General features: G+C 65.8%; 24 protein-coding genes. 13 read left to right on the top strand and 11 right to left on the bottom strand.

From position 1 onward, the window contains the following. Nucleotides 1–41 precede the first annotated feature (41 nt). Both CBI38_RS29720 and CBI38_RS29715 read right to left on the bottom strand, forming a co-directional pair. A complete protein-coding gene (locus CBI38_RS29720) occupies nt 42–1,025 on the bottom strand; it encodes a dioxygenase family protein (RefSeq protein WP_109334597.1) in 984 nt (327 codons plus the stop codon). A 123-nt stretch (nt 1,026–1,148) separates the two neighbouring features. Beyond that, nucleotides 1,149–2,504 (bottom strand): MCE family protein, encoded by a 1,356-nt coding sequence (locus CBI38_RS29715; RefSeq protein ID WP_109334596.1) that lies wholly within the window; start codon nt 2,502–2,504, stop codon nt 1,149–1,151. Between the two features lie 294 nt (nt 2,505–2,798). On the opposite strand from CBI38_RS29715, the gene CBI38_RS29710 reads away from it, so the two are divergent. The 4 genes from CBI38_RS29710 to CBI38_RS29700 all read left to right on the top strand — a co-directional run bounded on the left by CBI38_RS29710 (nt 2,799) and on the right by CBI38_RS29700 (nt 6,595). Continuing rightward, nucleotides 2,799–5,003, top strand: coding sequence for a serine/threonine-protein kinase (locus tag CBI38_RS29710; RefSeq protein WP_109334594.1), 2,205 nt, complete (start codon nt 2,799–2,801; stop codon nt 5,001–5,003). Between the two features lie 82 nt (nt 5,004–5,085). Beyond that, nucleotides 5,086–5,247, top strand: a complete 162-nt coding sequence (locus CBI38_RS38575) for a hypothetical protein (protein WP_201453392.1) — start codon at nt 5,086–5,088, stop codon at nt 5,245–5,247. 130 nt (nt 5,248–5,377) lie between these two features. After that, the gene (locus tag CBI38_RS29705; RefSeq protein ID WP_109334592.1) at nt 5,378–5,989 is read left to right on the top strand and encodes a hypothetical protein; all 612 of its coding nucleotides are present in this window, start codon (nt 5,378–5,380) and stop codon (nt 5,987–5,989) included. A gap of 9 nt (nt 5,990–5,998) precedes the next feature. Then, on the top strand, nt 5,999–6,595 hold the full coding sequence (locus tag CBI38_RS29700; RefSeq protein WP_109334590.1) for a DinB family protein: 597 nt from the start codon (nt 5,999–6,001) through the stop codon (nt 6,593–6,595). Here CBI38_RS29700 and CBI38_RS29695 read toward each other — a convergent pair. After that, nucleotides 6,585–7,409 (bottom strand): fumarylacetoacetate hydrolase family protein, encoded by an 825-nt coding sequence (locus CBI38_RS29695; protein WP_230990011.1) that lies wholly within the window; start codon nt 7,407–7,409, stop codon nt 6,585–6,587. The two genes, CBI38_RS29700 and CBI38_RS29695, sit on opposite strands and share 11 nt — an antisense overlap. A 172-nt stretch (nt 7,410–7,581) precedes the next feature. On the opposite strand from CBI38_RS29695, the gene CBI38_RS29690 reads away from it, so the two are divergent. After that, nucleotides 7,582–8,355, top strand: a complete 774-nt coding sequence (locus CBI38_RS29690; RefSeq protein ID WP_109334588.1) for an MBL fold metallo-hydrolase — start codon at nt 7,582–7,584, stop codon at nt 8,353–8,355. A 17-nt stretch (nt 8,356–8,372) separates the two neighbouring features. Here CBI38_RS29690 and CBI38_RS29685 read toward each other — a convergent pair whose 3' ends face one another. Further along, complete coding sequence (locus tag CBI38_RS29685; RefSeq protein WP_109335470.1) at nt 8,373–9,128, bottom strand: IclR family transcriptional regulator; 756 nt, start codon at nt 9,126–9,128, stop codon at nt 8,373–8,375. Next, a complete protein-coding gene (locus CBI38_RS29680; RefSeq protein WP_109334586.1) occupies nt 9,125–10,582 on the bottom strand; it encodes an APC family permease in 1,458 nt (485 codons plus the stop codon). Before CBI38_RS29680 ends, CBI38_RS29685 begins: the two co-directional genes overlap by 4 nt. A gap of 418 nt (nt 10,583–11,000) precedes the next feature. On the opposite strand from CBI38_RS29680, the gene CBI38_RS29675 reads away from it, so the two are divergent. The 4 genes from CBI38_RS29675 (at nt 11,001) to CBI38_RS40360 (ending at nt 16,592) form a co-directional block, all read left to right on the top strand. Continuing rightward, nucleotides 11,001–12,506: an aldehyde dehydrogenase family protein gene (locus CBI38_RS29675; protein WP_109335469.1), complete on the top strand. Its 1,506-nt coding sequence runs from the start codon at nt 11,001–11,003 to the stop codon at nt 12,504–12,506. Between the two features lie 169 nt (nt 12,507–12,675). Further along, a complete protein-coding gene (locus CBI38_RS29670; RefSeq protein WP_109334584.1) occupies nt 12,676–14,190 on the top strand; it encodes an APC family permease in 1,515 nt (504 codons plus the stop codon). Next, complete coding sequence (locus CBI38_RS29665) at nt 14,187–16,133, top strand: primary-amine oxidase (protein WP_109334582.1); 1,947 nt, start codon at nt 14,187–14,189, stop codon at nt 16,131–16,133. The genes CBI38_RS29670 and CBI38_RS29665 overlap by 4 nt, the downstream gene beginning before the upstream one ends. Before the next feature lie 195 nt (nt 16,134–16,328). Further along, nucleotides 16,329–16,592: a hypothetical protein gene (locus CBI38_RS40360; RefSeq protein ID WP_208959985.1), complete on the top strand. Its 264-nt coding sequence runs from the start codon at nt 16,329–16,331 to the stop codon at nt 16,590–16,592. A 6-nt stretch (nt 16,593–16,598) separates the two neighbouring features. On the opposite strand, the gene CBI38_RS29655 is transcribed toward CBI38_RS40360, so the two are convergent. Further along, a complete protein-coding gene (locus tag CBI38_RS29655) occupies nt 16,599–17,177 on the bottom strand; it encodes a GNAT family N-acetyltransferase (protein WP_109334580.1) in 579 nt (192 codons plus the stop codon). A gap of 111 nt (nt 17,178–17,288) precedes the next feature. Here CBI38_RS29655 and CBI38_RS29650 point away from each other — a divergent pair, with 111 nt between their 5' ends. Then, nucleotides 17,289–17,900: a type 1 glutamine amidotransferase family protein gene (locus tag CBI38_RS29650; protein WP_109334578.1), complete on the top strand. Its 612-nt coding sequence runs from the start codon at nt 17,289–17,291 to the stop codon at nt 17,898–17,900. Next, complete coding sequence (locus CBI38_RS29645) at nt 17,897–18,358, top strand: MarR family winged helix-turn-helix transcriptional regulator (RefSeq protein WP_109334576.1); 462 nt, start codon at nt 17,897–17,899, stop codon at nt 18,356–18,358. Before CBI38_RS29650 ends, CBI38_RS29645 begins: the two co-directional genes overlap by 4 nt. Nucleotides 18,359–18,368: 10 nt before the next feature. On the opposite strand, the gene CBI38_RS29640 is transcribed toward CBI38_RS29645, so the two are convergent. Both CBI38_RS29640 and CBI38_RS29635 read right to left on the bottom strand, forming a co-directional pair. Beyond that, nucleotides 18,369–19,751 carry an FAD-binding oxidoreductase gene (locus CBI38_RS29640; RefSeq protein WP_418328298.1) on the bottom strand — a complete coding sequence of 461 codons (1,383 nt, stop codon included), beginning with the start codon at nt 19,749–19,751 and terminating at the stop codon, nt 18,369–18,371. 62 nt (nt 19,752–19,813) lie between these two features. After that, nucleotides 19,814–20,731, bottom strand: a complete 918-nt coding sequence (locus tag CBI38_RS29635) for an NADP-dependent oxidoreductase (protein WP_109334574.1) — start codon at nt 20,729–20,731, stop codon at nt 19,814–19,816. A 105-nt stretch (nt 20,732–20,836) separates the two neighbouring features. On the opposite strand from CBI38_RS29635, the gene CBI38_RS29630 reads away from it, so the two are divergent. Beyond that, nucleotides 20,837–21,238: a winged helix-turn-helix transcriptional regulator gene (locus CBI38_RS29630; protein WP_109334572.1), complete on the top strand. Its 402-nt coding sequence runs from the start codon at nt 20,837–20,839 to the stop codon at nt 21,236–21,238. A gap of 36 nt (nt 21,239–21,274) precedes the next feature. Here CBI38_RS29630 and CBI38_RS29625 read toward each other — a convergent pair whose 3' ends face one another. Further along, nucleotides 21,275–21,514, bottom strand: a complete 240-nt coding sequence (locus CBI38_RS29625; protein WP_109335466.1) for a DUF6400 family protein — start codon at nt 21,512–21,514, stop codon at nt 21,275–21,277. A 231-nt stretch (nt 21,515–21,745) separates the two neighbouring features. Between CBI38_RS29625 and CBI38_RS29620 the strand changes: the two genes are divergently transcribed. Beyond that, nucleotides 21,746–23,956 carry an acyltransferase family protein gene (locus CBI38_RS29620; protein WP_109334570.1) on the top strand — a complete coding sequence of 737 codons (2,211 nt, stop codon included), beginning with the start codon at nt 21,746–21,748 and terminating at the stop codon, nt 23,954–23,956. A gap of 12 nt (nt 23,957–23,968) precedes the next feature. Here CBI38_RS29620 and CBI38_RS29615 read toward each other — a convergent pair whose 3' ends face one another. Together CBI38_RS29615 and CBI38_RS29605 are read right to left on the bottom strand one after the other, a co-directional pair. Further along, on the bottom strand, nt 23,969–25,684 hold the full coding sequence (locus CBI38_RS29615) for a cutinase family protein (protein WP_109334568.1): 1,716 nt from the start codon (nt 25,682–25,684) through the stop codon (nt 23,969–23,971). A gap of 698 nt (nt 25,685–26,382) precedes the next feature. Then, entirely contained in the window at nt 26,383–26,676 is a 294-nt protein-coding gene (locus tag CBI38_RS29605; RefSeq protein ID WP_109334564.1) for a HigA family addiction module antitoxin, read from the bottom strand. Nucleotides 26,677–26,705 lie beyond the last annotated feature (29 nt).

The following is a 26,705-nucleotide window of genomic DNA, read 5'->3' as shown; positions in this document are numbered from 1 at the left end:
GTTCGTCGCACCCTGGATCGGGAACGACGCACAGGGTCGAACTACCTGCACCCCAGTGCTATTCGTTCGGACCCCGGACCTACCGGCCGCGAGGACCCGTAGGGGGGCTGCCCGCCACCCGGACCACCGGCCGGCGGGGCTGCGGGAGCGGACTCGGTGTTCGCCGACTTCTCCGCGACACCGATCGTGATGGAAATCGTCACTCCGCCGGCGGGTTCACCCGTCACGGTCGCCAACTCGGCGTCCCAACCGTCACCGAAGACGTTGTCCGATTGCAGAGACACGTCCGACAAGTTGCTCACGCTCTTCGCGTATCCGGTGTCGTAGGCGAAGACTTTCTCGCACGCGTCCTGCGGTATCGCGATCTGCGAGGTCAACCGCGGATCCTCTCCCGCCACCGCGGCTTCCAGGGAGTCGAACACTTCGAAATGGATATGTGGCCAGCGCCCCGAGTAGCAGGCCGGGAAGATGGACGTGAACGACACGGCTCCGGCAGAGTCCGCCACCTGGACGCCGCGCAGATAGTTCTGCTCGGCGATGTCCTGGCCATAGAGGGAGTACTCTCCGTCCCGGTTGCAATGCCATAGATAGACGGCCATGCCTGTCCCGGCCGCGCAGTCGTTCGACAAATCCTGAAGTGACAATTCGATGGTCGTCGGGACGCCCTCCGCGGTGCCCGAGTACGACCCGAAGCTGCTGCGGATGTCCTGACGCACCACGCCCGACTCGATCAGAACGTTAGGCCCGTTGGAACCGTCACCCGGGTAAGGCCCGGCTGTTTCCTGCGGCGCCGCTGCCACACAGGTGCCGTCGGTGGCGACGGCCGACGACGCTGCCTCTTCGCTCGACGCGGACGTCGCAGTGATGGTCGATCCGGAGGACGAACACGCGGCGAGTGCAGACGCGCCCGCCGCTCCGAGCACGAACAAGGCGCGGCGGCGCGAGAGCATCGTCCTCAGGTCGTGGGTGAGTCCGCGGTCGTGTTCGTGCGCGTCCGCGGAGTGATGGCGTGCGTTGTCGGTCATGAGCCCTCCATAGCTGCTTCCTTGTGAGGTCCATGCAAACAGCGGCACGTGCAGACAACCTCGAGGTGAGCTGTGAGATCGGTGTATGTCTGTTCTCGGCCCGCGCAGCGGCCCTGACCGTCGTCATTCGAAGGTCACCTCGGTTCCCCTGATGGTCGGCGCGCCGACGAGTGTTGTCCAGCTCGGCACGTCTTCCGGCGCAATTCCCCCGGCCTCGCCGTAGACGACGTCCAACGTGTCCTGCTCCATCTTCGAACCCGCGTAACTGGCGGGCACGACCTCGGCGCCCCATCCCGGAACCTGATCCGGGACGCCGGCCGGCGCGGGAAAGTATTCGATGCTCGGGGGGCCGGGATTCCGCGTGGGCACCTGGTAGGAGCCGTCGTTGAACGATCCACCCGGGTACTGCGGGAACTTGCCGCCGGGTGCGGTGACGTTGTCGTAGCAGGCGGGTCCGCGATCGTCGAGCAGGCGCGGCTCGTCCTGGTTGGGCAGGTAGCGACCCTTCGGGTTGATGAACTGAACAGTCCCTCGACCGCCTGGATTGGGATCGTCCAGCGCGAGTAGCTCACGGGCGATCGGTGCGGCCTTCACGAAGTCCGCCAAGGTGCAACCGAAGCTCGGAGAGTAACGGCCGAGGAGTTGCAGTGCTTCACGCGAATCGGCGGCGATCATGACGATGTTCTGGGCGTTGGTGTGCAGAAGGTCCGCGGTGGACGAACTCGTTCCGATGAGCCCCGAGAGAAGCCGCGAGATCTCACCTTGCTTCTCGACGACCGTGTTCCCCGTCGTGCGCAGGTTGTCGAGCGCGTTGACCAGGTCCGGTGCCGCCTCCGAATACGTCTGCGAGAAGTCCGCGATACCCCGCAGGTCCTCCTGAATGGCAGGAAGCTCCGTGTTGAGTCCGGCGAAGATCTCCTCGAGCCGATCGAGCGTCAGACCGAGTTCGGTGCCGCGTCCACTGAGTCCCTGCGACAGGGCGCCGAGCGTGTTCGCCAGGTCCTGCGGCGGGATCGCCTGCAGCAGCGGCAGCAAGCCGTCGAGGACCTCGCCGATCTCGACGGCGTTCCCGCTCTTGTCCTGCTCGAGAACGTCACCGGCCTGGATCGGCGGAGCCGTGTCCCCCTCCGGCACGATCAGCGACACGTACCGTTCGCCGAACAGGGTTTTGGGTAACAATCGCGCCGTCGCGTTGGACGGAATGAGCTCGGCCTTGTCCGGCTGAATGGCCAGATCCAAGGTGACCTCACCCTCCTTGGTGGAGGCCGAGCGCACCTCTCCGACGATCAGGCCACGCACCTTGACGTCCGCGTTGGGCGGGAGCGCATTTCCGACGGTGTCGGTGACCAGTCCGATCTTGACCACCTTGGTGAACGTCTTGTCGAACATGCCGATCGTGACGGCCAGGAACAGAGCCAGGACAAGGAAGAACACCAGCCCCAGTACGCGGCGGCCCACGACCGATGTCGTGCTTATCATTTCGTCAACCCTCACGATCGCCGTCGGTGGTCGACGGCGGAGACTGTGTCAGCAGTGCCCACGCCTTGATCTATCGTGCCTCGTAGCGGGCGGCTCTGGTGCCGCATCGGAGCAGTTGCAGACAAATACTCGAACGCGGGCGATCCCCCTCTTTGCGCCCATACGCTCGTATCGGAGCGATACCCTTGAGCGGGGGAGACTCGGCGGAAGGACACAATGTGGGGCGACAACGAAACAAGGCCACAGCGCGCGTAGCCGCTGTGTGATGGCCTCGGGCGGCACTCCGAGCTACCGATGTACGAGCCGACCGATCTGGTCGAATCAGCTGAACGAACCCGCACAGCGCTTGCCACCGTGGTGGCACAATTTTCGGAGGCTTGGGGGTCCGGGTCCCCACCTGACCTGTCCGCCTACTTACCCCGTGAACCGGCCGAGCGGCGATCGATACTGATCGAATTGATCAAGATCGACCTCGAATACCGCTGGGTTCGGCACGACTTCCCCAAACGACTGACCGACTACCGCGAAGAGTTCGCGGAGCTGCAAGATGGTCCGCTTCCTGCCGAGCTGGTCTACGAAGAATTCCACGCCCTCCGCCGAAGTTCGCGCGGAGTCGACGCGGCCACCATGGCCGCCACCATGGCGGGAAACCCTGAGCTCGACGAGTACACGAGTGACTACCGCAGCACGATGATCGCTCGTCCACGGGCGCAAGTTGTTCTCGGCAACATCGACGTCGGCGACCGCGTCGACGACTTCGACCTCCTGATGAGGATCGGGGCAGGCGCCTTCGCGCAGGTGTATCTCGCTCGGCAGCAATCGATGCAGCGACTGGTTGCGGTCAAGATTTCCCACAACCATGGCATCGAGCCGCAGACTCTCGCCCAGCTCGATCACGAATACATCGTGCGGATCTTCGACCAGCGACTCATTGCGGACGGCGAATTGAAGCTCCTCTACATGCAGTATCTCCCGGGGGGAACGCTGCTCGACGTCGTGCATCTACTACGCGCGACTCCTCCGGAGCGCCGCAGTGGTCAATTGCTGCTCGATGCCGTCGACGGGGTCCTTGCCGCCAAGGGCGAGGTTCGGCCCAGCGAATCTGCCGTTCGCGGTCGGGCTGCCTCACTGACGTGGCCGGAAACAGTCGCCTGGTTGGGCCGGCGACTCGCGGACGCGCTTCAGCATGCATCGGAACGAGGGGTATTGCACCGAGACATCAAACCCGCGAACGTGCTGTTGAGCGCCGAGGGAATTCCGAAGTTGGCCGACTTCAACGTCAGTTCCAGCAAGCGCATCAAGGGCACAAGTCCGCTGGCGTACTTCGGCGGGTCATTGGCGTACATGTCGCCCGAACAGCTCGAAGCATGCCATCCGGGCTCGCCGGCGACCGCCGCCGACCTCGACACACGAAGCGACATCTTCGCGCTCGCCGTGATGTTGTGGGAGCTGCTGACGGGACGCCGCCCATTCGCGGACGCGACGTCCGCCGGCGAGTCGGAGACGTCGCTCGCCCGCATGCTCGAACTGCGGCGCAGGCCCGTCGAGTCGAGGTTCCTGTCGGAGCTTCCGCCGGACTGCCCCATGGCGCTGCGCAGAGTGCTTTTGAAGTGTCTGTCGCCCGATCGTGAGGACCGCTACCCGTGCGGTTCGGAATTGGCACAGCAACTCGACCTGTGCCTGGAGAAGAGGTCCCGCGACCTGGTCTATCCGCCTCCGAACAGTTGGCGGGCACGCCTTTCGCGATGGCCCACTCCCGTCCTGTGGTCGTCTTCGCTGGTCGGAATCGGCCTGGCGACGATCTATCTGGCTGTGCACCTCCAGGAACTGCTCGACGATCGCCTGTCCGATGCCACCTATTCGAAGCTCTACACGAGCACTGTGGTTTTCAACCTCTGTGCCTGGCCGCTTGCGGTACTCATCTACGCGTACATGTCACGCGATTTGCTCGCGGTTCCTCGCGGCTTGCGTAAGGGCAGACGCTACGACGAGGCCGTCCTCGCGCGAGTGCGGTCGCGAACACTGGTCTGGGGTGACTTGTGTGCGCTGAACACGTTCGTGTTCGCCATCTGCGCCTCGGTGGCGGGGGTGATGATTCTTCGCTGGTTCACCGACCTTCCGGCCCGGTTGATGGTCCATGCGGCGACGACTGTTCTGGTGTCGGGCACCATCTCCGTTGCGTACACCTTCTTTCTGTCGACGTTCTACGTCGTCCGCTGTGTTTATCCCATCTATCTGCGCCACGGCGTCACGACCGCGCACGACGCCGTCGTGCTACACGGGCTGCGTCGGAGAACCACTGTCTATCTGGCAGTGACGGCATCGGTGCCCCTCGTCGGGGTGTTGGCCGGATTCAGCACCCTCGAACCCGCGGAGCTTCCGCTCGTGCGCGATTCGGTCCTCGGTTTGTGCGCGGCCTCCGGGCTGGCATTCGTCGCGGTGTACTGGTTGTACAGGAAGCTGGATGCTGACGTGCGCGCGTTGGAGCGGGTGGTCTAGCGCATCAACTGCGGCCGTGGACTATCGGTCGCGCCCGTGCCACGGTGGAAGAGCAACGATTTCTCTCAGAAAGCGCAGCGCCATGGAAAATACAGCCGAATCCGGTCCCGCCTCCTCGGAGTGCCCCGACTGCCACGCCCTCACCGCCGACCTCGAGGCACACAAACACTGGCACTCCCGGCTCGTCCACGACATCGCCACCGCCGTCGACAAAGACATCGACAGGCGAACACACACTTCGTAACCCGAGGTAACCGTTCTCGGCGACACCGAACGGATCCCGTGAGGGGATTGTGCATTCCGCCCAATCCGATTCATCGCGGGTGCTAACTTAGCCTTGCCTTGTTCCGCTACGGTGCCCTGAGGAGGACCTTATGGAACGGATGCCTCGCATGTGCATGACCCTTGCTGCCGTCGGCGCAGTGACGCTCGCTTCTGCCTGCGGTGACAGCGGCACCGACTCGGCCGATGCGACGGCTGGTCCGAGCGCCTCAGCCGCAGCGGAGGCCGTGCCGGCCGGCGTGGCAGAGCAGTACGAGACCCTCGAGGAAGAGATCGCCGCCGAGGGTGGTGAGACGGATTCCGGGGCGTGGCGGGTGGCGTACATCGTCGAGCCGGCCGAGCCGTGGTACGAGGCGGACGGTCCCGGTCAGCGCTTCCGTGAGCCGGCGCCCGGAGAAACGCACCACATCGAGATCATCCCGTTCGAGGCAGCGACCGGCCGGATCGTGCCGAATGTGCCGATCACGCTCGAGGTGGTGGCCGCCGACGGTCGAGTGGTGGAGACGAAGCCGCTGAATTTCTATTACAGCACCTTCTACCACTATGCGAACAACTTCTCGGTGCCGGATCCGGGGCGCTACACCCTGCGTGCAGCGCTCGGTGTGCCGACGTTCTTCCGGCACGCCGAAGCCGGAGAGGCCCCACCGATGGCGGAGGGTGTGACCGTAGAATTCCCCGATGTAGAACTGGCACAGGAGAACTGAGTACTTTCGATGCACTCGCTCGACTCGTCGTACGAACTGGGTGATCAGCTGAGCTGGCACTGGCAGCAGCAGTTGCGAAGCAGGCTGGCGGGGCTGAGTGACGACGAATACTTCTGGGAGCCGGTACCCGACTGCTGGAGTGTGCGCCCGCGCGGCACTTCGAACGCGCCCGTGCAGGCCGGCAGCGGAGCCTTCACGATCGAATTCGCCTTTCCTGCACCGGATCCGCCACCGGTCACCACCATCGCGTGGCGTCTCGGCCACATCATCGTCGGCGTCTTCGGGGCTCGTATCAGCAGTCACTTCGGGGGTCGTCCGGTCGACTACCAGAGCTTCGACTACGCCGGTACGGCTGCGGAGGCGCTCGACCAACTCGACGAGATGTACGACTTGTGGGTGCGAGGAGTCGCGAGCCTGACAGATGATGCCCTTGCCCGTCCCTGCGGTCCCAGTGAGGGGCCGTTCGCGGATCGCTCGATGGCGGCCCTCGTGTTGCACGTGAACCGGGAAGTCATCCATCACGGCGCCGAGATCGCCTTGCTCCGCGATCTGTACCTGCGTAAGGCGGCGCTCAATTTCGACGCGGAGGCGGAAGTCAGGCCGTGATGGGGTGTTCGATTTCGCCTACCCGGTCGAGCGTCAGGGTGAGGGTTTGTCCCGGCTCCGGCCAAGCTCCATTCTCGAGGGCGCATCCGCCCGGGAGGGTGCCCGTCGCGAACAGTTCCCCGGGGAGGAGTTGTTCGGACCGGCTGGCGTGAGCGAGAACCTCACCGATTCCCCACTGCATCCCCGCGCTCGACACGGTGGCCACCGTCTTGCCGTTGAGACGCACGCTGCCGGTGAGCCGATCGAGGTGTGGCAGTATTTCGTCCGCTGTCACGGCGGTCGGCGACATGGAGCTCGCGAAGTGCTTCGCCTTCTGCAGTCCGAAGCCACTGTCCATCTCGTCTTTCTGGACGTCCCGGGCGGAGAAGTCGTTGACGAGTACAAACGCGCCCACTGCAGCGAGAGCTTCCGCTGGGGTGGCGTCGAGTAATGGTTCGGCCAACACGAAACCGAGTTCCAGCTCGTAGTCGAGAGCGGAGGAGTACGACGGCGCACCGATCGGGGTGCCCGACGGGACGAAAGCCAGGTGGTTGCCCATGTAGTACATGGGCTGCCGATAGAACAACCGCGGCGGGGTGAACCGGGGAAAGGGCGCTCGCCGGAGAGCTTCATAGGCCTGTGTCACCCGGTATGCGGCAGGCATGAAACGTCTGGCATAGCCACGCGACGCATCTATATTGTGCTTCTCGTACAGCATGAAGTCGCGAAATGACAACGGCTGGAACGGCATCAACTGGACGGAGTTGCGTAGGTGCCGGTCCGCGGTGTCGATGTCCCACTCAGTGGTAAAGGGCGATCGTGCCCATGCCGGCACCGATTCAATCTTCGTCCACCCATCTGCGTGCCATTGTTCGTGCTCGATTCCTGCCGTCGTCCGTACTCGCCGGATGCGCACTGCGTCTGCCCTCTCCCCCTCGGTAGTGACCCTCCGGTTATACAGTGTCGGCTGCTAGCGTGGAAGGTCGCGACGTGCTGAGGGGGATGCTGTGCCGAGTCCTACTGTGGTCGAGGTCGAACAGAATGTGTTCTGTGTGACGGGGACCGATGTCAATTGGGTCCTGTTGCGGGATGGCACGGACCTGACGCTGATCGACGCGGGTTACCCCGCCGACGTTCCTGCCGTGGAAGAATCCATTCGTTCCATCGGTGGCCGGCCGGAGGATGTTCGGGCAATTCTCCTGACACACGCGCACATCGATCACATCGGAGCGATCAACCACTTCCGCGACAAGTACGGAACGCCGGTGTACATGTCCGCGGTGGAGACATCACACGCCAAGCGGGAGTACCTCGAACAGGCCGGTGAGATGGACGTCGTCAAGAACATCTGGCGGCCGGGAATGTTGCGGTGGTCCCTGCGCATCGCCCGGGCGGGCGCGACACGTCACGTCACCGTGCCCCACGCCGCCGAGTTCCCCGCCGCGGGTCCTCTCGACCTTCCCGGCACCCCGCTCCCGGTGGCGACCACCGGCCACACGTCCGGGCACACGTCGTACTACCTACCGTCTGTCGGCGCGGTGGCGACCGGAGACAGCCTCGTGACGGGGCACCCCACTTCCCGCACAGTGGGTCCGCAGCTGCTGCTCCCGATGTTCCATCACTCCCAAGAGGAGGCCCTTGCGTCGCTCGACGCCCTGGCCACCCTCGACGCCGATCTGCTCATTCCGGGTCACGGCCGAACACAGCGCACCCCGATCCGTGACGCCGTCGCTACGGTTCGCGAGCGAGCCGCCGGCAAGAACGGTTCCGCCCGCACCTGAACGAACTTCCATCCGGGTCAGGCGATGAACCGTCCGAGCCGGCCGGCCTGTTCCTGCAGCGACGGGACGTGTCTCAGCATCAGGTGGTGGTGATCGACGTGCCCGGACAGCGCGATGCTCGCTATGAGCGCGCCCGTATCGGATCGGATGGGGACGGCGATGCAGGCCGACGCGTCCCGGAGTTCGGCGAGTTGGGTGGCGAAGCCCTGGCTCCGGACCAGGTCCAGATTCGCGAGCAGCTCGCTCCTCGCGACGATCGTACGGGCTGTCAGCGCCCGTGGCTCCCAACGGGGAAACACGGATTCGAGTTCCGATTTCTCCGCGAGGAGGAGCTTGCCGACCGCGCACGCGTAAAGGTGCTGGTTGAGAAACGACTCGTCCTCCGGCGGCGGGTATTCGGGGTCGGCGTCGGCCGTGCGGACGGCGACGTTGGTGTAGAAGAACAGGTGGACCCCGAAGCGCACCGACAGTCGCAGTTCGGCGAGAACCTCACGCGCCGCCGCACATACGGTGGGCACGACGGCCGCGTCGACGAGGATTCCGATCTTCTGTCCGAGCGCGAACCCGGACAGGTCGGGGAGCCGCACCACATAACCTTCGCCCACGAGGATGTTGAGCAGTCGGTACGTCGTCGCCGACGGCATCGACAGGCGGGCCGCGATGCCTTTCGCTGTGACACCCGAGCCGGCCCGGGCCACCTCCTCGAGCACCCGCAGTGCGCTGGTGACGGCCTTCGGCTGACGCCCCGACAGGGCTCTGTCGTCGGCACTCATCGGCGGACCTCCCACGGTCGGTACCGCACCAGCAGGTCTTCGGCCACGGCCTCGTCGTACACACCCATCCGTTCTTCGATTCCAGGGGACCGACGCGCGCGGATCGCGAAGACCGCGGCGCCGACAAGCATCAGAAACAGGTAGACGGCGGTCGCCGCGCCCGCGACATATGTCCGCGAGAACGCCGCCCACCCGACCAGTGCGACCATCGCGGTCGCCGTCAGCACGCCGACGATCACGGGAAGTCGAGTCAGTTCGCCGATCCGCCGGAGGAACGCCGGCGTCGCGACACACAGCAGGACGTACGCGAGGACGTAGCCGTGGGCGGAAACGGCGAGCAGTCCGATCAGGACGTCGCGGCTCGAACCGCTGACGAACAGGTAGAAGACGGGCACCGCGACGACGACCGGCATCGCGGCCGTCAACGCCACATGCGGAGTATGGAACCGGTGGTGCGTCCGGCCGAACACGTTCGGAACCACCCCTTCGCGGCCCATCGCGAACAGGGTGCGCGACAGCGCCGTCGTCGAACCGAGGACGCACGCGAACCACGAGGCGCTAATACCGAGTTCCATGACGATCGACAGCGTCGACGAACCTGCGCCCGAGGTGTCGGGCAACGTGAGGACGATCGGCAGCGAGTCGACTCCCTGCCGCACCGGCTCCGGCAACTGCAGGGCGGCCGCGAACACGTACAAAACACCCAGGGCGATCGGGGTCCACCGGATGGCGCGGGGAACGGCGACGAACGGGTTGCGGGCTTCCCGCGCCACCGTGCCCGCGCTTTCGAACCCGACGAACGACGTGATCGCGAGCAGTAAAGCGAACCCGACCGCGGAACCTGATTTCGCGCCGCCCGCGGATGGGGTCGCGCCCTCGCGGACCGATTGCACGAACGCGACCACCAACGCGGCGGAGGCGGCCACGATCGCGAAGACCTCGATGGCGAGCATGATCCGCGCCGACAATTGCACGCCCCGGACCATGAGGAGAAGGGCGAGCAGTCCGACGATCGCCGCGAGGACCGCGATGAGGGGCGACCCCGCCGGAAGCCCGACTCGGCCGAGTAGCGCGGCGAGGTAACTCGCGGCACCGAGCGTGCTCGCCATGGCCGCGGCCGCGTAACCGACGAGAAGCGACCAGCCTCCGCCGAAACCGGGCACCGCCCCGAGTCCCTTCACGATGTAGCTGTAGAGACCGCTGACGGCCACCATCCGGGTGGCGAACTGTCCGATGCAGTAGCCGACCGCCGTCATCAGAATCGCCGCCGCGACGAACACCGCAATGGTCGCCCGGCCCGCGTCGGGTATGACGAGAGCAGGCAGCGTGACCATCACGGCCGACGGTGCGACCGCGGAAACGGACTGCCCGAGCACCTGGACGAAACTCAGACGCGCCCGCTCGAGACCGGCGACCGGTGATCTACTTCTGATTCTCGGTGTACCGGACACCATGCACCTGCTCTCTACACTTTCCGGCCGGCCTCGAGCGAGTGATCGACCCGGGGCTGCATGAGTGCACGCTAGCGCAGGAGACGAGCGCGATGCTCCGATCGGAATTAATTTTCGATCACCTCGAATGAGAATGGCCGGAGAATGTGCTCCCGATTCCGGGGGCCGCGTCGGCACATGCCGTGGATCAGCTGCACCGACCCGAAAAGCCGGAATGAGAATCGGTGCCGCCGTGGTCGGAAAAGTCGAATGAGAATGCTGCAGTCGCTGATTCCCATCCGGATTTGGTAGTGACTGGCGACACATTCGGGGCTTATCGTGGGTTCGGGCCACAGCACGACGAAGCGATAACTACCGCCAAAAGTGTTCTGCAGAAGCCAGATTCATTCACTGATTCATTCACCCCATCGAAGAGGACATGATGACTGCAGTCGTTCACACCCCCGCCGGACTCGACCCCCGAGTCGTCGACTTCGTATCGTCACCGAAGCGCATGTTCGTCGACGGCCGATGGGTGGACTCGGCGTCGGGCGGGAGGTTCGAGACGGTCGATCCCGCAACCGGACAGGTGATCACGACAGTGCCGCACGCCGGAATCGAAGACGTGGACAGGGCGGTAGCGGCGGCCCGGCGGGCCTTCGAGTCCGGGCCGTGGCGCTCGCTCACTCCCGCGGAACGTCAGCGGATCCTCTGGAAGATCGGTGACGGGATTCTGGCCCGGGCCGATCAGTTCGCGCAGCTCGAGTCGATCGACAACGGCAAGTCCGTGGCGGTCGCGAAGGCCGTCGACGTGACGTGGGCCGCGGAGATCTTCTTCTACTACGCAGGCTGGGCCACCAAGATCGAAGGCCGCACCATCCCCGTGTCGGTGCCGTGGGCGCCCGGAGCCCGCTTCCACGCCTTCACCACCCGCGAACCGGTCGGCGTGTGCGCGCAGATCATCCCCTGGAACTTCCCGTTGGTGATGGCCGCGTTCAAGGTGGCCCCAGCACTGACCTGCTCGAACACCATGATCCTCAAGCCCGCGGAGCAGACACCGCTCACCGCGCTGCTCCTCGCCGAGGTGATCGCCGAGGCCGGCGTCCCCGACGGCGTGTTCAACGTGCTTACCGGTTTCGGTGACATCGGCGCGGCGCTGTCGAGTCACGACGACGTCGACAAGGTCGCGTTCACCGGTTCGACCGAGGTCGGAAAGAAGATCGTCAATGCCGCGTCGGGGAACCTGAAGAAGGTGTCCCTCGAACTCGGTGGCAAGAGCCCGCAGGTGATCTTCTCCGACGCCGACCTCGAGGCCGCGATTCCCGGCGTGGCCAGCGGGTTCCTGTTCAACCACGGCCAGGCCTGCACGGCGGGAACACGCCTGCTCGTCGAGGACCGGATATTCGACGAATTCACGTCCGGCGTCGCCGATTTCGCGAAGTCGCAGAAGATCGGACCGGGACTCGACCCCACCAACGACATCGGCCCGCTGATCTCCCAGGAGCAGTTGGGCAAGGTCACCGGATACATCGACGCCGGACTCGCTGACGGTGCCCGCGCGCTCTCGGGTGGGCAGCGGCACGGCGACACCGGCTTCTACGTCGAGCCCACCCTGCTGGTCGACGTGAACCGGAACTTCAGCGTGTACCAGGAGGAAATCTTCGGCCCCGTCGCGGTGGCGGTGCCGTTCAGCCGGGAGGAAGGCGTCCGCGCGGCTGCCAACGACACCCCCTACGGCCTTGCCGCCAGCGTATGGACCCGGGACGTGTCCCGCGCCCACGAGGTGGCCGCCGAGATCAAGGCGGGCACGGTGTGGGTGAACTGCCACAATGCGTTCGACACGGCGCTTCCGTTCGGTGGTTACAAGCAGTCCGGGTGGGGCCGCGAACTCGGTGAAGGCGCCATCGCCGAATACACCCAGAGCAAGTCCGTCAACATCGCCCTCTAGATTCCTCGACCCGATCCGAATGAGAATCGTCCTGCGTGCGTTCTCATTTGCTGTCGACGGACTGTGCCGCTTCGGCAACTGCATCGACAACCCGCAGTCGCATGCTCGTCCCAGAGCTCACCGCGGAGCATTCACGCAGACCCTCTCCTCGTGAAAGTCGAAGGAATCCATGACAACCAACGCTCCCACGCACTCGAGTGCGGTCAGCGACGGCACCCCTCGCAGACTGGCAGGCGCCCTCGGTCCGGGTGCCATCGTGTTCATGGTCGTCGCAGCGGCGGCCCCGTTGACCGTGATCGCCGGAACCGTCCCTCTGGGCATCGCAGCGGGCAACGGCGCCGCCTATCCAGCGTCCTACATCGTCTGCACGGTGGTATTGCTGTTCTTCGCCGTCGGATTCACGGCGATGGCCAAGCACCTCCCCGGCGCCGGCGCGTTCTACACCTACATCACGCAGGGACTGGGCCGGCATGCCGGTCTCGGCTCCGCATTCCTCGCGTTGCTGTCCTACACGGCAGTCCAGGGCGCGGTGTACGGATACATCGGAGCCGCCGTCAACGATTTCGTCACCGCTCACGGCGGGCCCGAACTTCCCTGGTACGTGTGGGCCCTGGCCGTGACGGCCGTGGTCGCCATCCTCGGATACCGGCACATCGACCTGTCCGGCAAGGTGCTCGGCGTCCTGCTCGTCTGCGAGGTCGGAATCGTCCTCGTCATCGACGCCGCCGTCATCGTCCGGGGCGGCGGTGACGAGGGATTCTCGACGGCGGCGTTCCACCCCGCCGAGTTCTTCTCCGGAGCACCCGGCATCGCACGGATCTTCGCCATCGCCGGGTACATCGGCTTCGAGGCCACCGCCGTCTTCCGGGACGAGGCCCGCGACCCGGGCCGCACCATTCCCCGGGCCACCTACCTGGCGTTGCTGGTGATCGGCGGCTTCTACGCACTGTCGAGCTGGGCGATGGTCAGCGCGTGGGGCGACGAGGGTGCCGTGGCCGTCGCGACCGAGAATCCGGAAGGGATGATCACCGAGACCGCCACCCGCTACGTGGGTGCGATCGCCGGCGACCTCGTCCAGATCTTCCTGATCACGAGCCTGTTCGCCGCCCTGCTGTCCTTCCACAACGTGCTCTCCCGGTACATCTTCTCCCTCGGGAACAGCGCGGCCCTGCCGGCGGGATGCGGCCGCTCGCACGTCAAGCACGCGTCGCCGTACATCGCGTCGGTCGTGCAGACGGCGTCGGCTCTCGTCCTGATCGTCGCGTCCGCCGTTGCCGGACTCGATCCGGTGACCGAGGTGTTCGCGTGGTTCGCCGGTGTGTCCTCGGTCGGCATCGTCGCACTGATGACCCTGACCTCCGTCGCCGTCCTCGTCTACTTCGGCCGGACCCGGGTGGACCGGCGGGCGTGGAACACCGTGATCGCACCACTGCTCGGGCTCGTCGGCCTGGCCGGGCTCCTGATCATGACCGTCGCCAACCTTCCCCTTCTCGTCGGCGGGTCGAGCACTCTCGCCGCCGTCATCGGGGTCCTGCTCATAGGAACCTTCGCCGGCGGAGCGGCCGTCGCCGTGCTCCGACCTCACGCCGCACGCCATGACACCGCTGCGTCGCAGCAGATCGACACCGCTCTACCGCAACACGACACGAACGACACCATCATCGACAAGGAGATCGCACGATGAGTACCGCCACCACCGAGACCCCGGCCGCCATCGGTTCCGCCGCCCCGGACCATCCGCTCACTCCGTTGTCGGCGGACGAGATCCGTTCGGCGAAAGCACTCCTCACCGACGAGGGACTGATCGGCGAGCACGTGCGCTTCGTCTTCGTCGCACTCGCCGAGCCGCACAAGTCCACGGTCCTCGCGTTCACGCCGGGCGACCCGATAGAGCGGCGCGCCCGGATCCTGCTGCTCGATCGCTCCACCGGCATCGGCACCGACCTCGTCGTGTCGGTGACGGAGAACCGCGTGATCAGCAGGGCCACCGTCGATTCCGCCACCGACGGCCACGTGCCGATCCTCGACGAGGAGTTCGAGGACATCGAAGCGTTCCTGCTCGGCAGCTCCGACTGGCTCGCGGCGATGGCCAAGCGCGGCATCGAACCGTCGAAGGTCCGGGCCGTTCCCCTGTCGGCCGGCGTGTTCGGCCACGAGGACGAGGTCGGACACCGCATCGTCCGCGTCCTCGCCTTCCACCAGGAGGACAAGGCGGACCTGCCGTGGGCGCACCCCATCGACGGGGTCGTGGCGTACGTCGACCTCACCGAGCGTCGCGTCGTGAAGGTGGTCGACGAGATCGAGCTTCCCGTCCCAGCCGAGCGCGGCGAATGGAACGCCGAACCGCACGCCACACCCACCCGCACCGACCTCAAACCCATCGAGATCACTCAACCCGAAGGTGCCAGCTTCTCCGTCGACGGCAACGAGATCACCTGGGCCGACTGGAAGTTCCGCTTCGGTTTCGATGTGCGCGAGGGCCTGACGCTGCACCAGCTCTCGTTCGACGACGGGGGAGTGGAACGTCCCGTGATCTATCGTGCCTCGATCGCCGAGATGGTGGTTCCCTACGCCGATCCGTCCCCGGTTCGATACTGGCAGAACTACTTCGACCAGGGCGAGTACCTGTTCGGCCGGTACACCAACTCGCTCGAACTCGGCTGCGACTGTCTCGGTGAGATCCAGTACTTCGACGTCACGATCGCCGACGAGTCCGGTGACCCGCGCGTCATGAAGAACGCGATCTGCCTCCACGAGGAGGATTACGGCGTCCTGTGGAAGCACACGGACATGTTCAACGGCATGACCGAGACCCGCCGCTCGCGCCGCCTCGTCATCTCGTTCTTCCTCACCATCGGCAACTACGATTACGGGTTCTACTGGTATCTCTACCTCGACGGCACCATCGAACTCGAGGCAAAGGCCACCGGAATCGTCTTCACCTCCGCCTACCGCGGTACCGACGGATTCTCCACACAGATGGCGCCCGGCCTCGGCGCCCCGTTCCACCAGCACCTCTTCTCCGCCCGGCTCGACATGGCCGTCGACGGCAATGTGAACACCGTCGAGGAAGTGGATGCCGTGCCCGTCCCGATGGGCCCGGAGAACCCGTGGGGCAATGCCTTCCGCTGCCAGAAGACCAAGCTGACCACCGAATCCGAGGGGCAACGCACCGCCGACAACCTCAAGGCCCGGGTCTGGCACATCACCAATCCCACCAAGCAGAACCGCCTGGGGCAGGACGTCGGGTACGCGCTGCACCCCGAAGGCCAGCCGGTGCTCCTGGCAGACCCGTCCAGTTCGATCGCCTCCCGCGCCGCGTTCGCGACCAAACATCTATGGGTCACGCAATACGACGAGTCCGAGCGTTATCCCGCAGGCGACTTCGTCAACCAGCACCCCGGCCAGGCCGGTCTGCCGACGTTCGTGGCCGGCAACCGGGACATCGAGGGGCAAGACCTGGTGCTGTGGCACACGTTCGGGCTCACGCACTTTCCCCGGCCCGAGGACTGGCCGGTCATGCCGGTCGACTACGCCGGGTTCAAGCTTAAGCCGGTCGGCTTCTTCGACCACAACCCGGCGCTGAACGTGCCGGCGAGTACGTCGAAGCATTGCTGTGAAGGCTGAGCTGTGATCATCGCTGCCGCGCTGACGACCGCCCGCCCCGCCAATTTCTGGTGGCGGCGGGCGGCCGTGGTGCTTGCGCTGTTTTCTTCAGGGCTGCATATCGCTTCACTCGGCGACCATCGGGCGTCACCACTTATGGTGGTGCTTACGGTTGGCATGCTCCTCGGATGCCTCCACTGCGCCCGACACTTGTGGATGAGAGATAACTCCCGCGACTGGGGATGGGTCGCGATCATGAGCGTCGGCATGATCGCGCTGCATACAGTGGACTTCGGTCCGTCCGTGAGCGGCCACCACGGCCACATGACCCGTGCCGCGAACCCGACGGCGGTCGGGCATGCACTGTCCCTGCCCATGGCAGCAGCTCTTCTCACCGCAGCCCTCGAAGCGGTCATTGCTCTGTCCATGGTCTTCTATCGCACGCGGAACACAGACCCGTTGGCACCGAACTGGGACTGATCTTCCTCAGATCGCGGGCCGGTGCATTCTCCACACCTCGAGTGCGTCGTCGAGGACGACGTGGTCGGCGACCGCGAAGTTGTGACGTTCGTACAGTGGCAGGTTCCGGTGTGTCGAGGTATCGAGCCAACATGCCGCGTTGCGTCGGTCGAGTTCGGCCAGTCCGACTTTCAGAAGGTCACCGCCCAGTCCTCGGCCTCGCGCTGCGCGGGATACTCCGGCGGTCGCCAAGCACCAGGCGTCGTCCGGAACGTCCATCGCGGACAAACGTTGTTCCGCTTCGGCGGCGTGCTCGAAACGATCCCCATGGAGTTCGACGATCTTCGCTACAAGCGATTCTTCCGGCTCGGGCAGGTCCGGCGGGATGAAAGCTACGACACCGTTGTGTTCTTCGTCGATGTACGCGAGACCGTGTGGCAGCGCCAGGTGCTCGAGATACAGGCGCTGAAGTTCGGTCACACGCTGCTGGTGTGAGTCCGCGGCGACGCACCAGTTGGTCCATGGGTAGTCGGCGAAGGCGTCACCGAGGACGGTCGCGGCGCGGTCGAGGTCCGTCGTCGTCATCCGGCGAATGGAGGTTGGCATGACCGCACTACATCACGTCCGCTGAAACCGAAGCCAGTGATTATCGGCCCGCGGAGCCGTAGTCGATCGCTCACCATTGACAGAATGCTGCCATCATGACAGCATTCTGTCATGACTGAAACAGTGCACGTCGCCGTATACGACACCTTCGCCGACTGGGAGGTAGGCCACGCGATCGCCCACATCAACAAGCCCACCTGGCACAAGCAGCCTGGTCGCTACGCCGTCAGTACGGTCGGGTCCACCCTGGATCCGATCACCACGATGGGCGGCATGCGCGTGGTCCCGGACACCACGTTGGACAAGATTCGGCCGCAGGACAGTGCAATGCTGATTCTGGCGGGCAACGACATCTGGCCCACCGAGCAGTTCACACCCTTCGCCGAGAAAGCTCGCGAATTCCTCGCCGCCGGGGTTCCGGTGGCGGCGATCTGCGGGGCAACAGGGGGCCTCGCGCTCGCCGGGTTGCTCGACGATCGCGACCACACCAGCAACGCTGCCGAATTCCTCGAGGGAGTCGGATACGCCGGTGGAAGCCTCTACCGTGATGAGCCGGCCGTCACGGATCGCGATCTCATCACCGCTAGTGCCACTGCACCGGTAGAGTTTGCACGTGAAATCCTCGCTCGGCTGGATGTATTCGAGCCCAGCGTTCTCGCGTCCTGGTTCAAGCTCTACGGCCACCGCGATCCGGCCGGATTCTATGAACTCATGGCCGTATGAGTGAGCGGCCCGAACAGGAACTGCTCAGCGGGGCAGCCCTCACAACGTTCCGACTCAACGGTCAGTTTCTCGCTGTGGCCGAGGACTTGGCACGTCCGGCGGGGCTCACGGCCGCGTGGTGGCAGGTTCTCGGCGCCGTACTGAATCAGCCGCTGACGGTTGCCGGCGTCGCACGGGAAATGGGCATCACGCGCCAGAGCGTGCAGAGGATCGCCGACCTGCTCGTCGAGCGTGGACTCGCCGAGTATCAGCCGAATCCCGCTCATCGACGAGCCAAGCTCATCACCCCCACGCCGGCGGGGCGCGCAGCGGTGACCGGCATCGACCCCGCGCATGCTGCCTTCGCCGCTCGCCTGGCCGAGGCCATGGGACCCGACAAATTACGTGACGCGCTCGCAGCGATGCGCCGGCTTTCGGCCGTCCTCGACGATCTCGCCGACGGCCAGGAAGGTCCGTAGTTGTTCGATCTCACGGCCTGCGTGCGGGAAGGATGTGGGGGTTCAGGATCCCGGCGGGGTCCAGCGCTGCTCGTATCGACCGCATGACGTCGAGGTCGACCGCACTTCGTCCGAGTGTCATCCAGGGGGCCTTGGCCCGCCCGACACCGTGTTCGGCGCTGATGCTCCCGTTGTGGTCGGTGACGAGATGAAAAACGAAGTCGGACAGAGTGTCCCGCTGATCCGGCGCGGCGTCGAGAAGATTGACGTGAATGTTGCCGTCGGCCACGTGCCCGAAACAGATCGCCCGCACTCCGGGGAAGCGTCGATCGAGGCCAGTGGTCAGCTCGTTCAGGAAGGCCTCGATGTCGCGCAGCGGCGTCGAAATGTCCAACTTCACGGGTGGCGTGGACGAAGCGGCGCCCACCGACTCGGTGTGGCTCTCCCTGTATTGCCACAGCCTGTGCGCCGGTCCTTCCTCCACGACGGCGTCGAGCACGAATTCATGGCTGTCGTCCAGAACCTCGAGGAGCGTGGTCTCGGCGTCCTCGCGACCGGACACCTCCACCAGGACACAGAACGGTGCGTCGGCCGAAAGTGGCCGCCGGAGTTGCTGATGTTGGCAGACCAGGTCGATACCCGACCTCGTCATCAGCTCCGCGGCGTCGAGCGTCAGCCCGGCGCGCTCGAGGCGATCCACCACCATCAGTGCGTCACCCACCGAACCGACTGCGACGAAAGCGACCCGAGTTGCGCTCGGGGGTAGTACGAGTCGCATCAGGACGCGAGTGATCACGGCGAGTGTGCCCTCGGAGCCCGCGAGAAGGCCGGGCAGGCCGTACCCCACGTTGTCTTTCGTCAACTCTTTCCATCGGGTCAGAACGCGCCCGTCGGACAGCACCGCCTCGATGCCGAGCAGCTGAGACCTGGTGTCGCCGTTCTTGATTACCCGGATGCCCCCGGCGTTGGTGGCGACGATCCCGCCGAGGGTTGCCGATTCGCGGGAGGCAAGGTCCACACCGAACTCCACTCCGTGTTCGCGGGCCGCGTCGCGGGCGCGGGCAATGGTCACACCCGCTCCCGCGGCAATGGTGCGGCCGATCGGGTCGACGTGTTCGATGACGGAAAGCCGGGTGGTACTGAGCACCACCTCCCCGTCCATCGGGATCGACCCACCGACCAGACCGGTGTTGCCGCCCTGCGGAACCACGGCGACGCCGGCGCGGGAGCAGAGGGCGAGAACCGCCGAAACCTGCCCGGTGTCGGCGGGCCGGACCACGGCGGTGGTGTGCCCCTGCCAGTGCCCGGTCCAGTCGGTGACATAGCCGGCAACCACGCCGGGATCGGTGAGCACGTGGGACGCACCGACGATGTCGGCGAGCTCGTCGAGGAACGACTGCATCGAAACGGTCATGATTGCCTCCTCTCGACGAGATGTCGCAGTCCATCATCGGCGATGTGGAGGGTGTTCGGGAATCAGCGTTCGAAGGTGAGCACCCAGCGTCCACGCGAGCCGCCCGCATCGAGGGCGGCCAACGCCTCATTCGCCTTCTCGAGCGGATAAGTTCCGGCGATCCGTACCGCGAGCGGGGCGTTCTCGCTTCCCGTGCGTGCGACAGAGCTGAGCAGTTTCTCGAGCCTGGCTCCGTCGTGGTGGACCATCACGGCCTGAACGTCGACGCCGCGCACGGCCCCGGGCTTTGCCGGCGGCACGACGCCCACATAGGTTCCGCCGTCGACCACCGCGGAAACCGCCGCGTCTCCGAGTGCCGCGGTATCGAACACGGCGTCGAACCGGGTCGGCGGGATTTCGCCGAGAACCTGTACCGCACCCGCGGACCGCAGAAAATCGGTGTCGGTGGGGCGGCCGAGTGCGCTGACCGTCCATCCCCTCTCGACCGCGAGCGGGACGGCGAACCCGCCCACTCCACCGGCCGCGCCGGTCACCAGCAGCGTTCTGCCCGCGGGATCACCGAGGAGATCGAGTGCCTGATCTGCGGTCGACAGGTTGAGGGGCAGCGTTGCCGCTCCGGCGAAATTCAGGCCGTCCGGAATGCGGGCCACCGCAGTGGCCGGAACGACGACATAGTCCGCGAAGGCGCGGAGCGGTGCATCCAGCCGGTCGTGCAGGGCGACGACCCTCGTGCCGACGGCGGGTCCCACCACACCATCACCCAGCGCGTCCACGATCCCGGCCGCATCCCAGCCCAGGCCCGCGCCGTCGGGCTGATCTATCCATCCGAGCCGGTGATAGATGCCTTGCCTGGTCTGGAAGTCCACTGGATTGACTGCCGCCGCGCGGAGTTCGATTCGGACTTCCCCGGGTCCTACGTCCGGCACTGCCACCTCGATGATCTTCACGTCCTCGGCCCCGGTTGTCACTATTGCTCGCATGGTGCACCCCTTCGGTAGTCGCTGTTGCCGGTTCAGAATCGCCTGACTACTCTCCGTTGGGAAGTAGGCACCTGAAAGTGCGTAACGAAGCAAAAGGGGCGCCCGATGGCGACGACAACCGCAGGACAAGCGCGACATGCGGCAAAGCGAGAGTATGACGTGTATCTGGCGAACTGCCCGAGTCGTCAGCTCCTCGACCGGATCAGCGACAAGTGGGTGTCGCTCATTCTCGTCGCGCTGGGTCAGGGTTCGCGAAGGTACTCCGAACTGGCGCGCGAACTCGCCGGGGTCAGTCAGAAGATGCTGACCCAGACTCTTCGAGCGCTCGAACGGGACGGCCTCGTCGCACGCGAAGTGACTGCGGCGGTGCCCGTCCGCGTCGACTACGAGCTCACCGAACTCGGTAGGTCGCTACTGCCGATCCTCAGAGCGGTCAAACAGTGGGCGGAACACAACATGGACGACGTGACCACGGCTCGTGAGAGGTACGACGGCCGCGCGCAGTAGTCGCGACCTACTGCTGCGGCGGAGGAATATAACGGATCAATCGGTGACGCGGCCTACCGTCCGATCCGGGAGCACACCCGCCGCCACGAGTTCGTCGTAGATGCGCTGCTGCTCGGCGTCGAGACCCGAATACAGCAGGTCGTAGGCGCGCTCTTCTTCCGCGAGGACGGCGACAGGGTCCCAGTCGTCCCCGATGGCCTCGAGCACCGCGGTACGCCGTCGTGCCTCGTCGAGCGTGAGATCGAGCGCGAATGACAGTTCGGAATGGCCGCTCATCGGATCACCTTCGTTTTCGCAGTCGATATCGAAGGGCACAGGGTTACTCGAGCAGGTCCAAGATCACAATGACCTGGATCACGATCGGGAAGATCGCCCACTCGGTGACGTCGAGCGCGGACATGCTGCAGGCTGACGCGGCGTGGCTGTCGGGTACCCTGCCGCATCGTTGGCAATATGACGGGTGCCACAGGAATCCGGGGCTGGCTTCGGGAGAGGACCGATGGTCGAGTGAATATCGTCGAGACTCCGGAACGGCGGCGCGGAGCCGGTCGTCATCGCCCCGATCGTGGAGCGACGGAGCGTCCAGACAATCGGCGAGCACCCGGCACCGGGTTCCGCACCGACATCGAAGGCTTGCGGGCCGTCGCAGTGCTGGCAGTCGTGTTGTTCCACGCGGGCGTTCCCGGCCTCGACGGCGGATTCGTGGGCGTCGACGTGTTCTTCGTCGTGTCCGGCTTCCTCATCACCGGGCTGCTGTGGCGGGACGTGACCGCCACCGGGAATGTGCGGCTCGCCCGGTTCTACGCGGCGCGGGCCAGGCGGCTGCTGCCCGCCGGTGTCACCGTGCTGGTGGTCACCGCGGTCGGTGCGGCCATGCTCCTGCCGCCGCTTCAAGCCCGGGCCGTTCTGGGCGACGGGATAGCCAGCGCGCTCTACGTCGGCAACTACCGGCTCGCCCTGCAGGGCACCGACTACCTGTCCGCCGATACACCTCCGTCGCCGTTTCAGCATTATTGGTCACTCGGCGTGGAAGAACAGTTCTACCTGCTGTGGCCTGCGCTGATCATCGGCACGGTCTGGCTGGTCCGGCGCGCTCGAAGGCGCGCCGACGGCGAGGCCTCACCCTCCGTGTGGCCGTTTCTGTTCGGTCTCGCACTCGTGACGGCCGTGTCGTTCGCGATTTCGATGGCCTGGACGAGCACGCTGCCGCCGTGGGCGTACTTCTCCCTGCCCTCGCGAGCGTGGGAACTGGCCGCCGGCGGGCTGGTCGCGTTGTCCGTCCCGTTGTGGCGCCGGTTGCCGGCGCTTCCCGCTGCCGTCGCCGGATGGGCGGGACTGGTCCTGATTCTTCTGGGCTGTTTCGCGCTGGACGAGACGACGCCCTACCCCGGGACCGCCGCCCTGCTGCCCGTGCTCGGCACGGTGCTGGTGATCGGCGCCGGCTGCGCCGAACCCCGACTGGGCGCCGCCCGTGGACTCTCGCTTGCCCCGATGCGGGCGATAGGTCGGGTGTCGTACTCCTGGTACCTCTGGCACTGGCCCGTGCTGCTGCTCTTGCCGCCGCTGCTCGGCCATTCCCTGAGCCTCTTCGACCGGCTCGCGGCGGTCGCGCTGTCGGGCGGCCTCGCCGTCCTCACGCTGCGATTCATCGAGAACCCCGCGCGGTTCGCTGCTCCACTGCGTCGGTCGGACACGCGCAGCCTGGCTCTCGGCGGCGCCGTCACCGTGCTCGCCGTCTGCGCGGCGCTCGTACTGCTGGTATTGCGACCTATGCCGGTGGGCCAGGGTGCAGCGGCCGAGGCGCTCACGGTCACCGCGCCGGAGGTCACGGCGGTCCCCACCGTCGACCCGCACGACGCGGCGGTGCAGCAAGTGACCGCACAGGTGGCGGCCGCGGTCGCGCATTCGGCCGAGCTGCGCGCCGTCCCGTCCAATCTGACCCCGCCACTCGCCGACGCCCCGGCCGACAAGCCGGCGGTTTTCAACAACGGCTGCGTGCGCTCCTGGCTCGAGGTCGGGCTGGAGGACTGCGTGTCGGGTGATCCTGCTTCGGCCACCACGGTGGCCCTCGTCGGCGACTCACATGCCGCGATGTGGCACCCGGCGTTCGAGCCGGTCGCCGAGCAGCGACACTGGCGGCTCACGACGATGGGCAAGGTCACCTGTCCCTTGATGGAGCTGCCCATCACCAGTCCTTATCTCGGCCGGGCGTACTCCGAGTGCGAGCAGTGGCGCGGCGAGGTGACCGCCCGGCTACAGGCCGAGCGTCCACAACTGATTGTGGTGAGCATGTCCCGGCGGTACGGCGGCGACTTCGGATTTACCACCTACGACCAGGCCTGGATCGACGGCGTGACCCGCATGGTGGCGCAATTGCGGTCCACCGGCGCGGCCGTTCTCGTTCTCGGCCCCATCCCCGATCCGCGCTCCACCGTGCCGACCTGTCTGTCCGGTCACCTCGACGACGCCACGGCCTGCTCGCCGCCGCACGGTGCCGCGGTGAACTCCGCCGGTATCGCGGCCGAGGCGGCGGCGACCGCGGCCGGCGGGGGTCAGTACGCCGACCTCACCTCACTCTTCTGCACCCCCGACCGCTGTCCGGTGATCGTCGGCAACGACCTGGTGTACCGCGACGACAACCATCTGACGCTCGGGCACGCCCAGAACCTCGCTCCCGTCGTCGGTGCACTCGCCGACCGCGCTCTCGCCCGGCGCTGAGCGGTAACTTCTCTACTGCACCGGCGACGGTGGAGCGGTCGTGGTGGTCGGGATCGTCGTCGTTTCCGGTTCGGTCACCTCTACCGTCGTCGGGACCTCTTGCTGTGTGGGCGGGGTGTCGGTGGCTGCCGCCGCCGCGGACGGTGACGGCTCCTCCGAGAACGCGGCCGACGTGTCGGGCGTGACCACGGCCGCCGTGGGTGCCAGGGGAGCGGCGGTGGGGACGGCCGATGATGTCGTCGTCGGCACGGTGGACGAATCAGTCGAAGACAGAAGCTCTTTCGTCGCGGTGGACGTCGTCGAGGTAGTCAACGCGGTGTCGCTCGGGTCCGCTGTCGAGGCGGACGACGCGACGAGAGCGGTAGCGGACGCGTCGGCGGCGCGGGCCGCCGGCTGTCCCTTCTCTGCTTCCCGGGCCAGATGAGTCAGCCAGGCGGCGGCGTATTGCGAAGAGGTCAACGGCTTTCCGCCCGCGGGGTCGGCGTCGCGCCAATAGTCGAAGTGATGACCTGTTCCCGGACCGAGGGTCTGCTGATAGGGATCGCTCATCACTACGGCGACGGTATTCTCGTTGTCCGCGATGAATCCGATGATCTCGTTGCGAACCTTGGCAGGCAGGTAGACCAGGTCGATTGCCTGGTTCGGCGAGAGCGGTCCGGCGGGTGTATTCGACTGTGCCACTGGGGTACCGGGCTTGTAGGCGGGGTCCGACACCTTGATGAGAACGTCGAGGAACGTCTCGTCCGACTGCATCCAGTTCTCCTGCGACTGGATGTCGGCAAACGCGGCGAGGGCGATCTGTCCGAGAACCGTCGCCATGTCCTGTGCTGTCGCGATGGTCAGGCCTTCGCGTTCGAGCGCATCGACGTTCAGTTGTCTGCCCAGGTTGACGGCGAGCTGCAGCAGGGCGATGTTGTCCGGCGCGGAGCAGGTCAGGTCTCCTTCCGAACAGAAGGACGCCACTTTGCCGTCCAGCGCGCCGAATCCGCCGGATGTGCCCGGTAGGGCGCCCCGCCCCGGAGCGCTGTTGCCGCCGGACTGGTAGGCGAGATCGAATCCGTCGGGATTGCGGAATTCGTTCTCGGCGCCGGGGAAGGGGCCCCCGCCGACTTCACGTCCGGCATCCGCCAGGATCACCACACCGACCACGGATGCCGGGTCGACGATGTCGTAGCCGCCCTCGCCGACTTCCTGGTTACCGACTTCCATCGCGACCCGGCGCGCCACATCGGCGCCCTCGCTATAGCCGACGATGGCGAACTTCGTGTCCGGGCAGGAGGCGGCGATCGTACGCATCACGGTTTCGGTGTTGTCGACACCGACATTCACCGCGTCCTCGTACGACGACATATTCGCCGGATAGTCGATGTAGACGGCGGCGTAGGAACCCTCGCCGACGGCCTGACCGGGTGCGTTGACCACCGGATCCACCCAGTCGCTGCTGTACTCGCTGGACAGAGCCGCCGGGAGCGGCGTGCCGTCGGGCGCCACCAGCATCTGGTGCGTGCCCGCGTGCGGCGCGTCGTTGCGCCCGGCAACTGCGATGCTCACCATGTCGTAACACGCGGTCGAGGCTGCAGCAGTCAGGGCCGTGGCCGTCGTCGTAGGCGCCCCGGGGTTCGACCAGGGGGCGGCAAGCAGCGCGGCAAGTCCCAGCACGCCGGGCGCCAGAAGCCCCGACGCCATCCGGCGTCGGTGTGCCGCACGTGTCGTTACGCCATGTTTCATGGTCAACCTCATTCGGTCCGGCCCCGACCAATGACAATGCGTTACCAGGCACGTCGGAATCCGACACCGATGCGTTACATACCTGCGGCAGAGCTAGCAGGGCGCAGGCACCCGAGGCGGATTCCAGCGGTCGTCTGAATTCGATTCGAACCGAGTTCGGCATTCCGGTGTAGAGGCCGCAGTGGGTGCTGTGCGATAGGGGATCGGTGACCGGACCCCGCTCCTTGGCGGTCATCGATCGCCGACAACCGAGGAATTGGGCACTCCCAGTGAGAGAATCCAGACATGCGCCGAATAATCACGGTCAGTGCGGGTCGGCCTCCTCTGCGGGCTCCTGGCCGCTGGATTGTTCCTGTGGTGGCTCTCGCTTCCCGTGACGTTGTACACCGCTGGCTATACCCCTCTAGGCGAGGGCACGGTCGGCACCATGGAGACCTCTGAGACAGCCCCGTTCCTCATCGGCATGGGCGCGTTCGGATGGCGACTCGGACGTCAGTCACCGCCAGGTGTGAGGCAAATTCCCGGTCAACATCAGACCGAAGACTTCGGTACGGCGAACGGCGGATGATCAGGTTCACGGGCCTTCCGTACGCGGAACCAGCGGGAACGGAGCTCCACCGCGACTGTGCGCTAGCGGACGACGCTTCGCGCAAGCGGATCGGTGACGGGGTTCGTCGTGTGAGCGCTCTTCTGCCTATCTATGCCGAGAGACGCGTGATCTTGGCGAGGGTGTCGCCTAGCTTGTCGGCCGCACGGTCGAGCTCGTAGCGGTTCTGGATATTGAGCCAGAACTGCGCACTATTGCCGAACGCCTTGGCCAGCCGCAACGCGGTGTCTGCGGTGATCGACCGCTTTCCGAGCACGATCTCGTTGATCCGTCGGGGCGGAACACCGATGATCGTGGCTAAGCGGTTCTGCGTGATGCCGAACGGCTCGAGGAAGTCCTCACGGAGGATCTCACCGGGGTGAATGGGGCTCAGGTCTGTAGTCATTGTTGGGTTCCTTGGTCGGGTTCTTATGT

The sequence above is a fragment of the Rhodococcus oxybenzonivorans genome (assembly GCF_003130705.1).
Taxonomy (GTDB): domain Bacteria; phylum Actinomycetota; class Actinomycetes; order Mycobacteriales; family Mycobacteriaceae; genus Rhodococcus_F; species Rhodococcus_F oxybenzonivorans.
The sequence above is the reverse complement of the archived record's forward strand: the minus strand, read 5'-3'. Positions and strand labels throughout refer to the sequence as shown.

Coding starts and splice junctions, on each gene's coding strand:
- CBI38_RS29625 (WP_109335466.1), bottom strand. CDS start 21,514: ATGAGCGGCCATTCCGAACTGTCATTCGCGCTCGATCTCACGCTCGAC.
- CBI38_RS40360 (WP_208959985.1), top strand. CDS start 16,329: ATGAGAGATAACTCCCGCGACTGGGGATGGGTCGCGATCATGAGCGTC.
- CBI38_RS29630 (WP_109334572.1), top strand. CDS start 20,837: ATGGCGACGACAACCGCAGGACAAGCGCGACATGCGGCAAAGCGAGAG.
- CBI38_RS29700 (WP_109334590.1), top strand. CDS start 5,999: ATGCACTCGCTCGACTCGTCGTACGAACTGGGTGATCAGCTGAGCTGG.
- CBI38_RS29650 (WP_109334578.1), top strand. CDS start 17,289: ATGACTGAAACAGTGCACGTCGCCGTATACGACACCTTCGCCGACTGG.
- CBI38_RS29675 (WP_109335469.1), top strand. CDS start 11,001: ATGACTGCAGTCGTTCACACCCCCGCCGGACTCGACCCCCGAGTCGTC.
- CBI38_RS29665 (WP_109334582.1), top strand. CDS start 14,187: ATGAGTACCGCCACCACCGAGACCCCGGCCGCCATCGGTTCCGCCGCC.
- CBI38_RS38575 (WP_201453392.1), top strand. CDS start 5,086: ATGGAAAATACAGCCGAATCCGGTCCCGCCTCCTCGGAGTGCCCCGAC.
- CBI38_RS29715 (WP_109334596.1), bottom strand. CDS start 2,504: ATGATAAGCACGACATCGGTCGTGGGCCGCCGCGTACTGGGGCTGGTG.
- CBI38_RS29655 (WP_109334580.1), bottom strand. CDS start 17,177: ATGCCAACCTCCATTCGCCGGATGACGACGACGGACCTCGACCGCGCC.
- CBI38_RS29705 (WP_109334592.1), top strand. CDS start 5,378: ATGGAACGGATGCCTCGCATGTGCATGACCCTTGCTGCCGTCGGCGCA.
- CBI38_RS29720 (WP_109334597.1), bottom strand. CDS start 1,025: ATGACCGACAACGCACGCCATCACTCCGCGGACGCGCACGAACACGAC.
- CBI38_RS29615 (WP_109334568.1), bottom strand. CDS start 25,684: ATGAAACATGGCGTAACGACACGTGCGGCACACCGACGCCGGATGGCG.
- CBI38_RS29710 (WP_109334594.1), top strand. CDS start 2,799: ATGTACGAGCCGACCGATCTGGTCGAATCAGCTGAACGAACCCGCACA.
- CBI38_RS29645 (WP_109334576.1), top strand. CDS start 17,897: ATGAGTGAGCGGCCCGAACAGGAACTGCTCAGCGGGGCAGCCCTCACA.
- CBI38_RS29635 (WP_109334574.1), bottom strand. CDS start 20,731: ATGCGAGCAATAGTGACAACCGGGGCCGAGGACGTGAAGATCATCGAG.
- CBI38_RS29680 (WP_109334586.1), bottom strand. CDS start 10,582: ATGGTGTCCGGTACACCGAGAATCAGAAGTAGATCACCGGTCGCCGGT.
- CBI38_RS29685 (WP_109335470.1), bottom strand. CDS start 9,128: ATGAGTGCCGACGACAGAGCCCTGTCGGGGCGTCAGCCGAAGGCCGTC.
- CBI38_RS29640 (WP_418328298.1), bottom strand. CDS start 19,751: ATGACCGTTTCGATGCAGTCGTTCCTCGACGAGCTCGCCGACATCGTC.
- CBI38_RS29605 (WP_109334564.1), bottom strand. CDS start 26,676: ATGACTACAGACCTGAGCCCCATTCACCCCGGTGAGATCCTCCGTGAG.
- CBI38_RS29670 (WP_109334584.1), top strand. CDS start 12,676: ATGACAACCAACGCTCCCACGCACTCGAGTGCGGTCAGCGACGGCACC.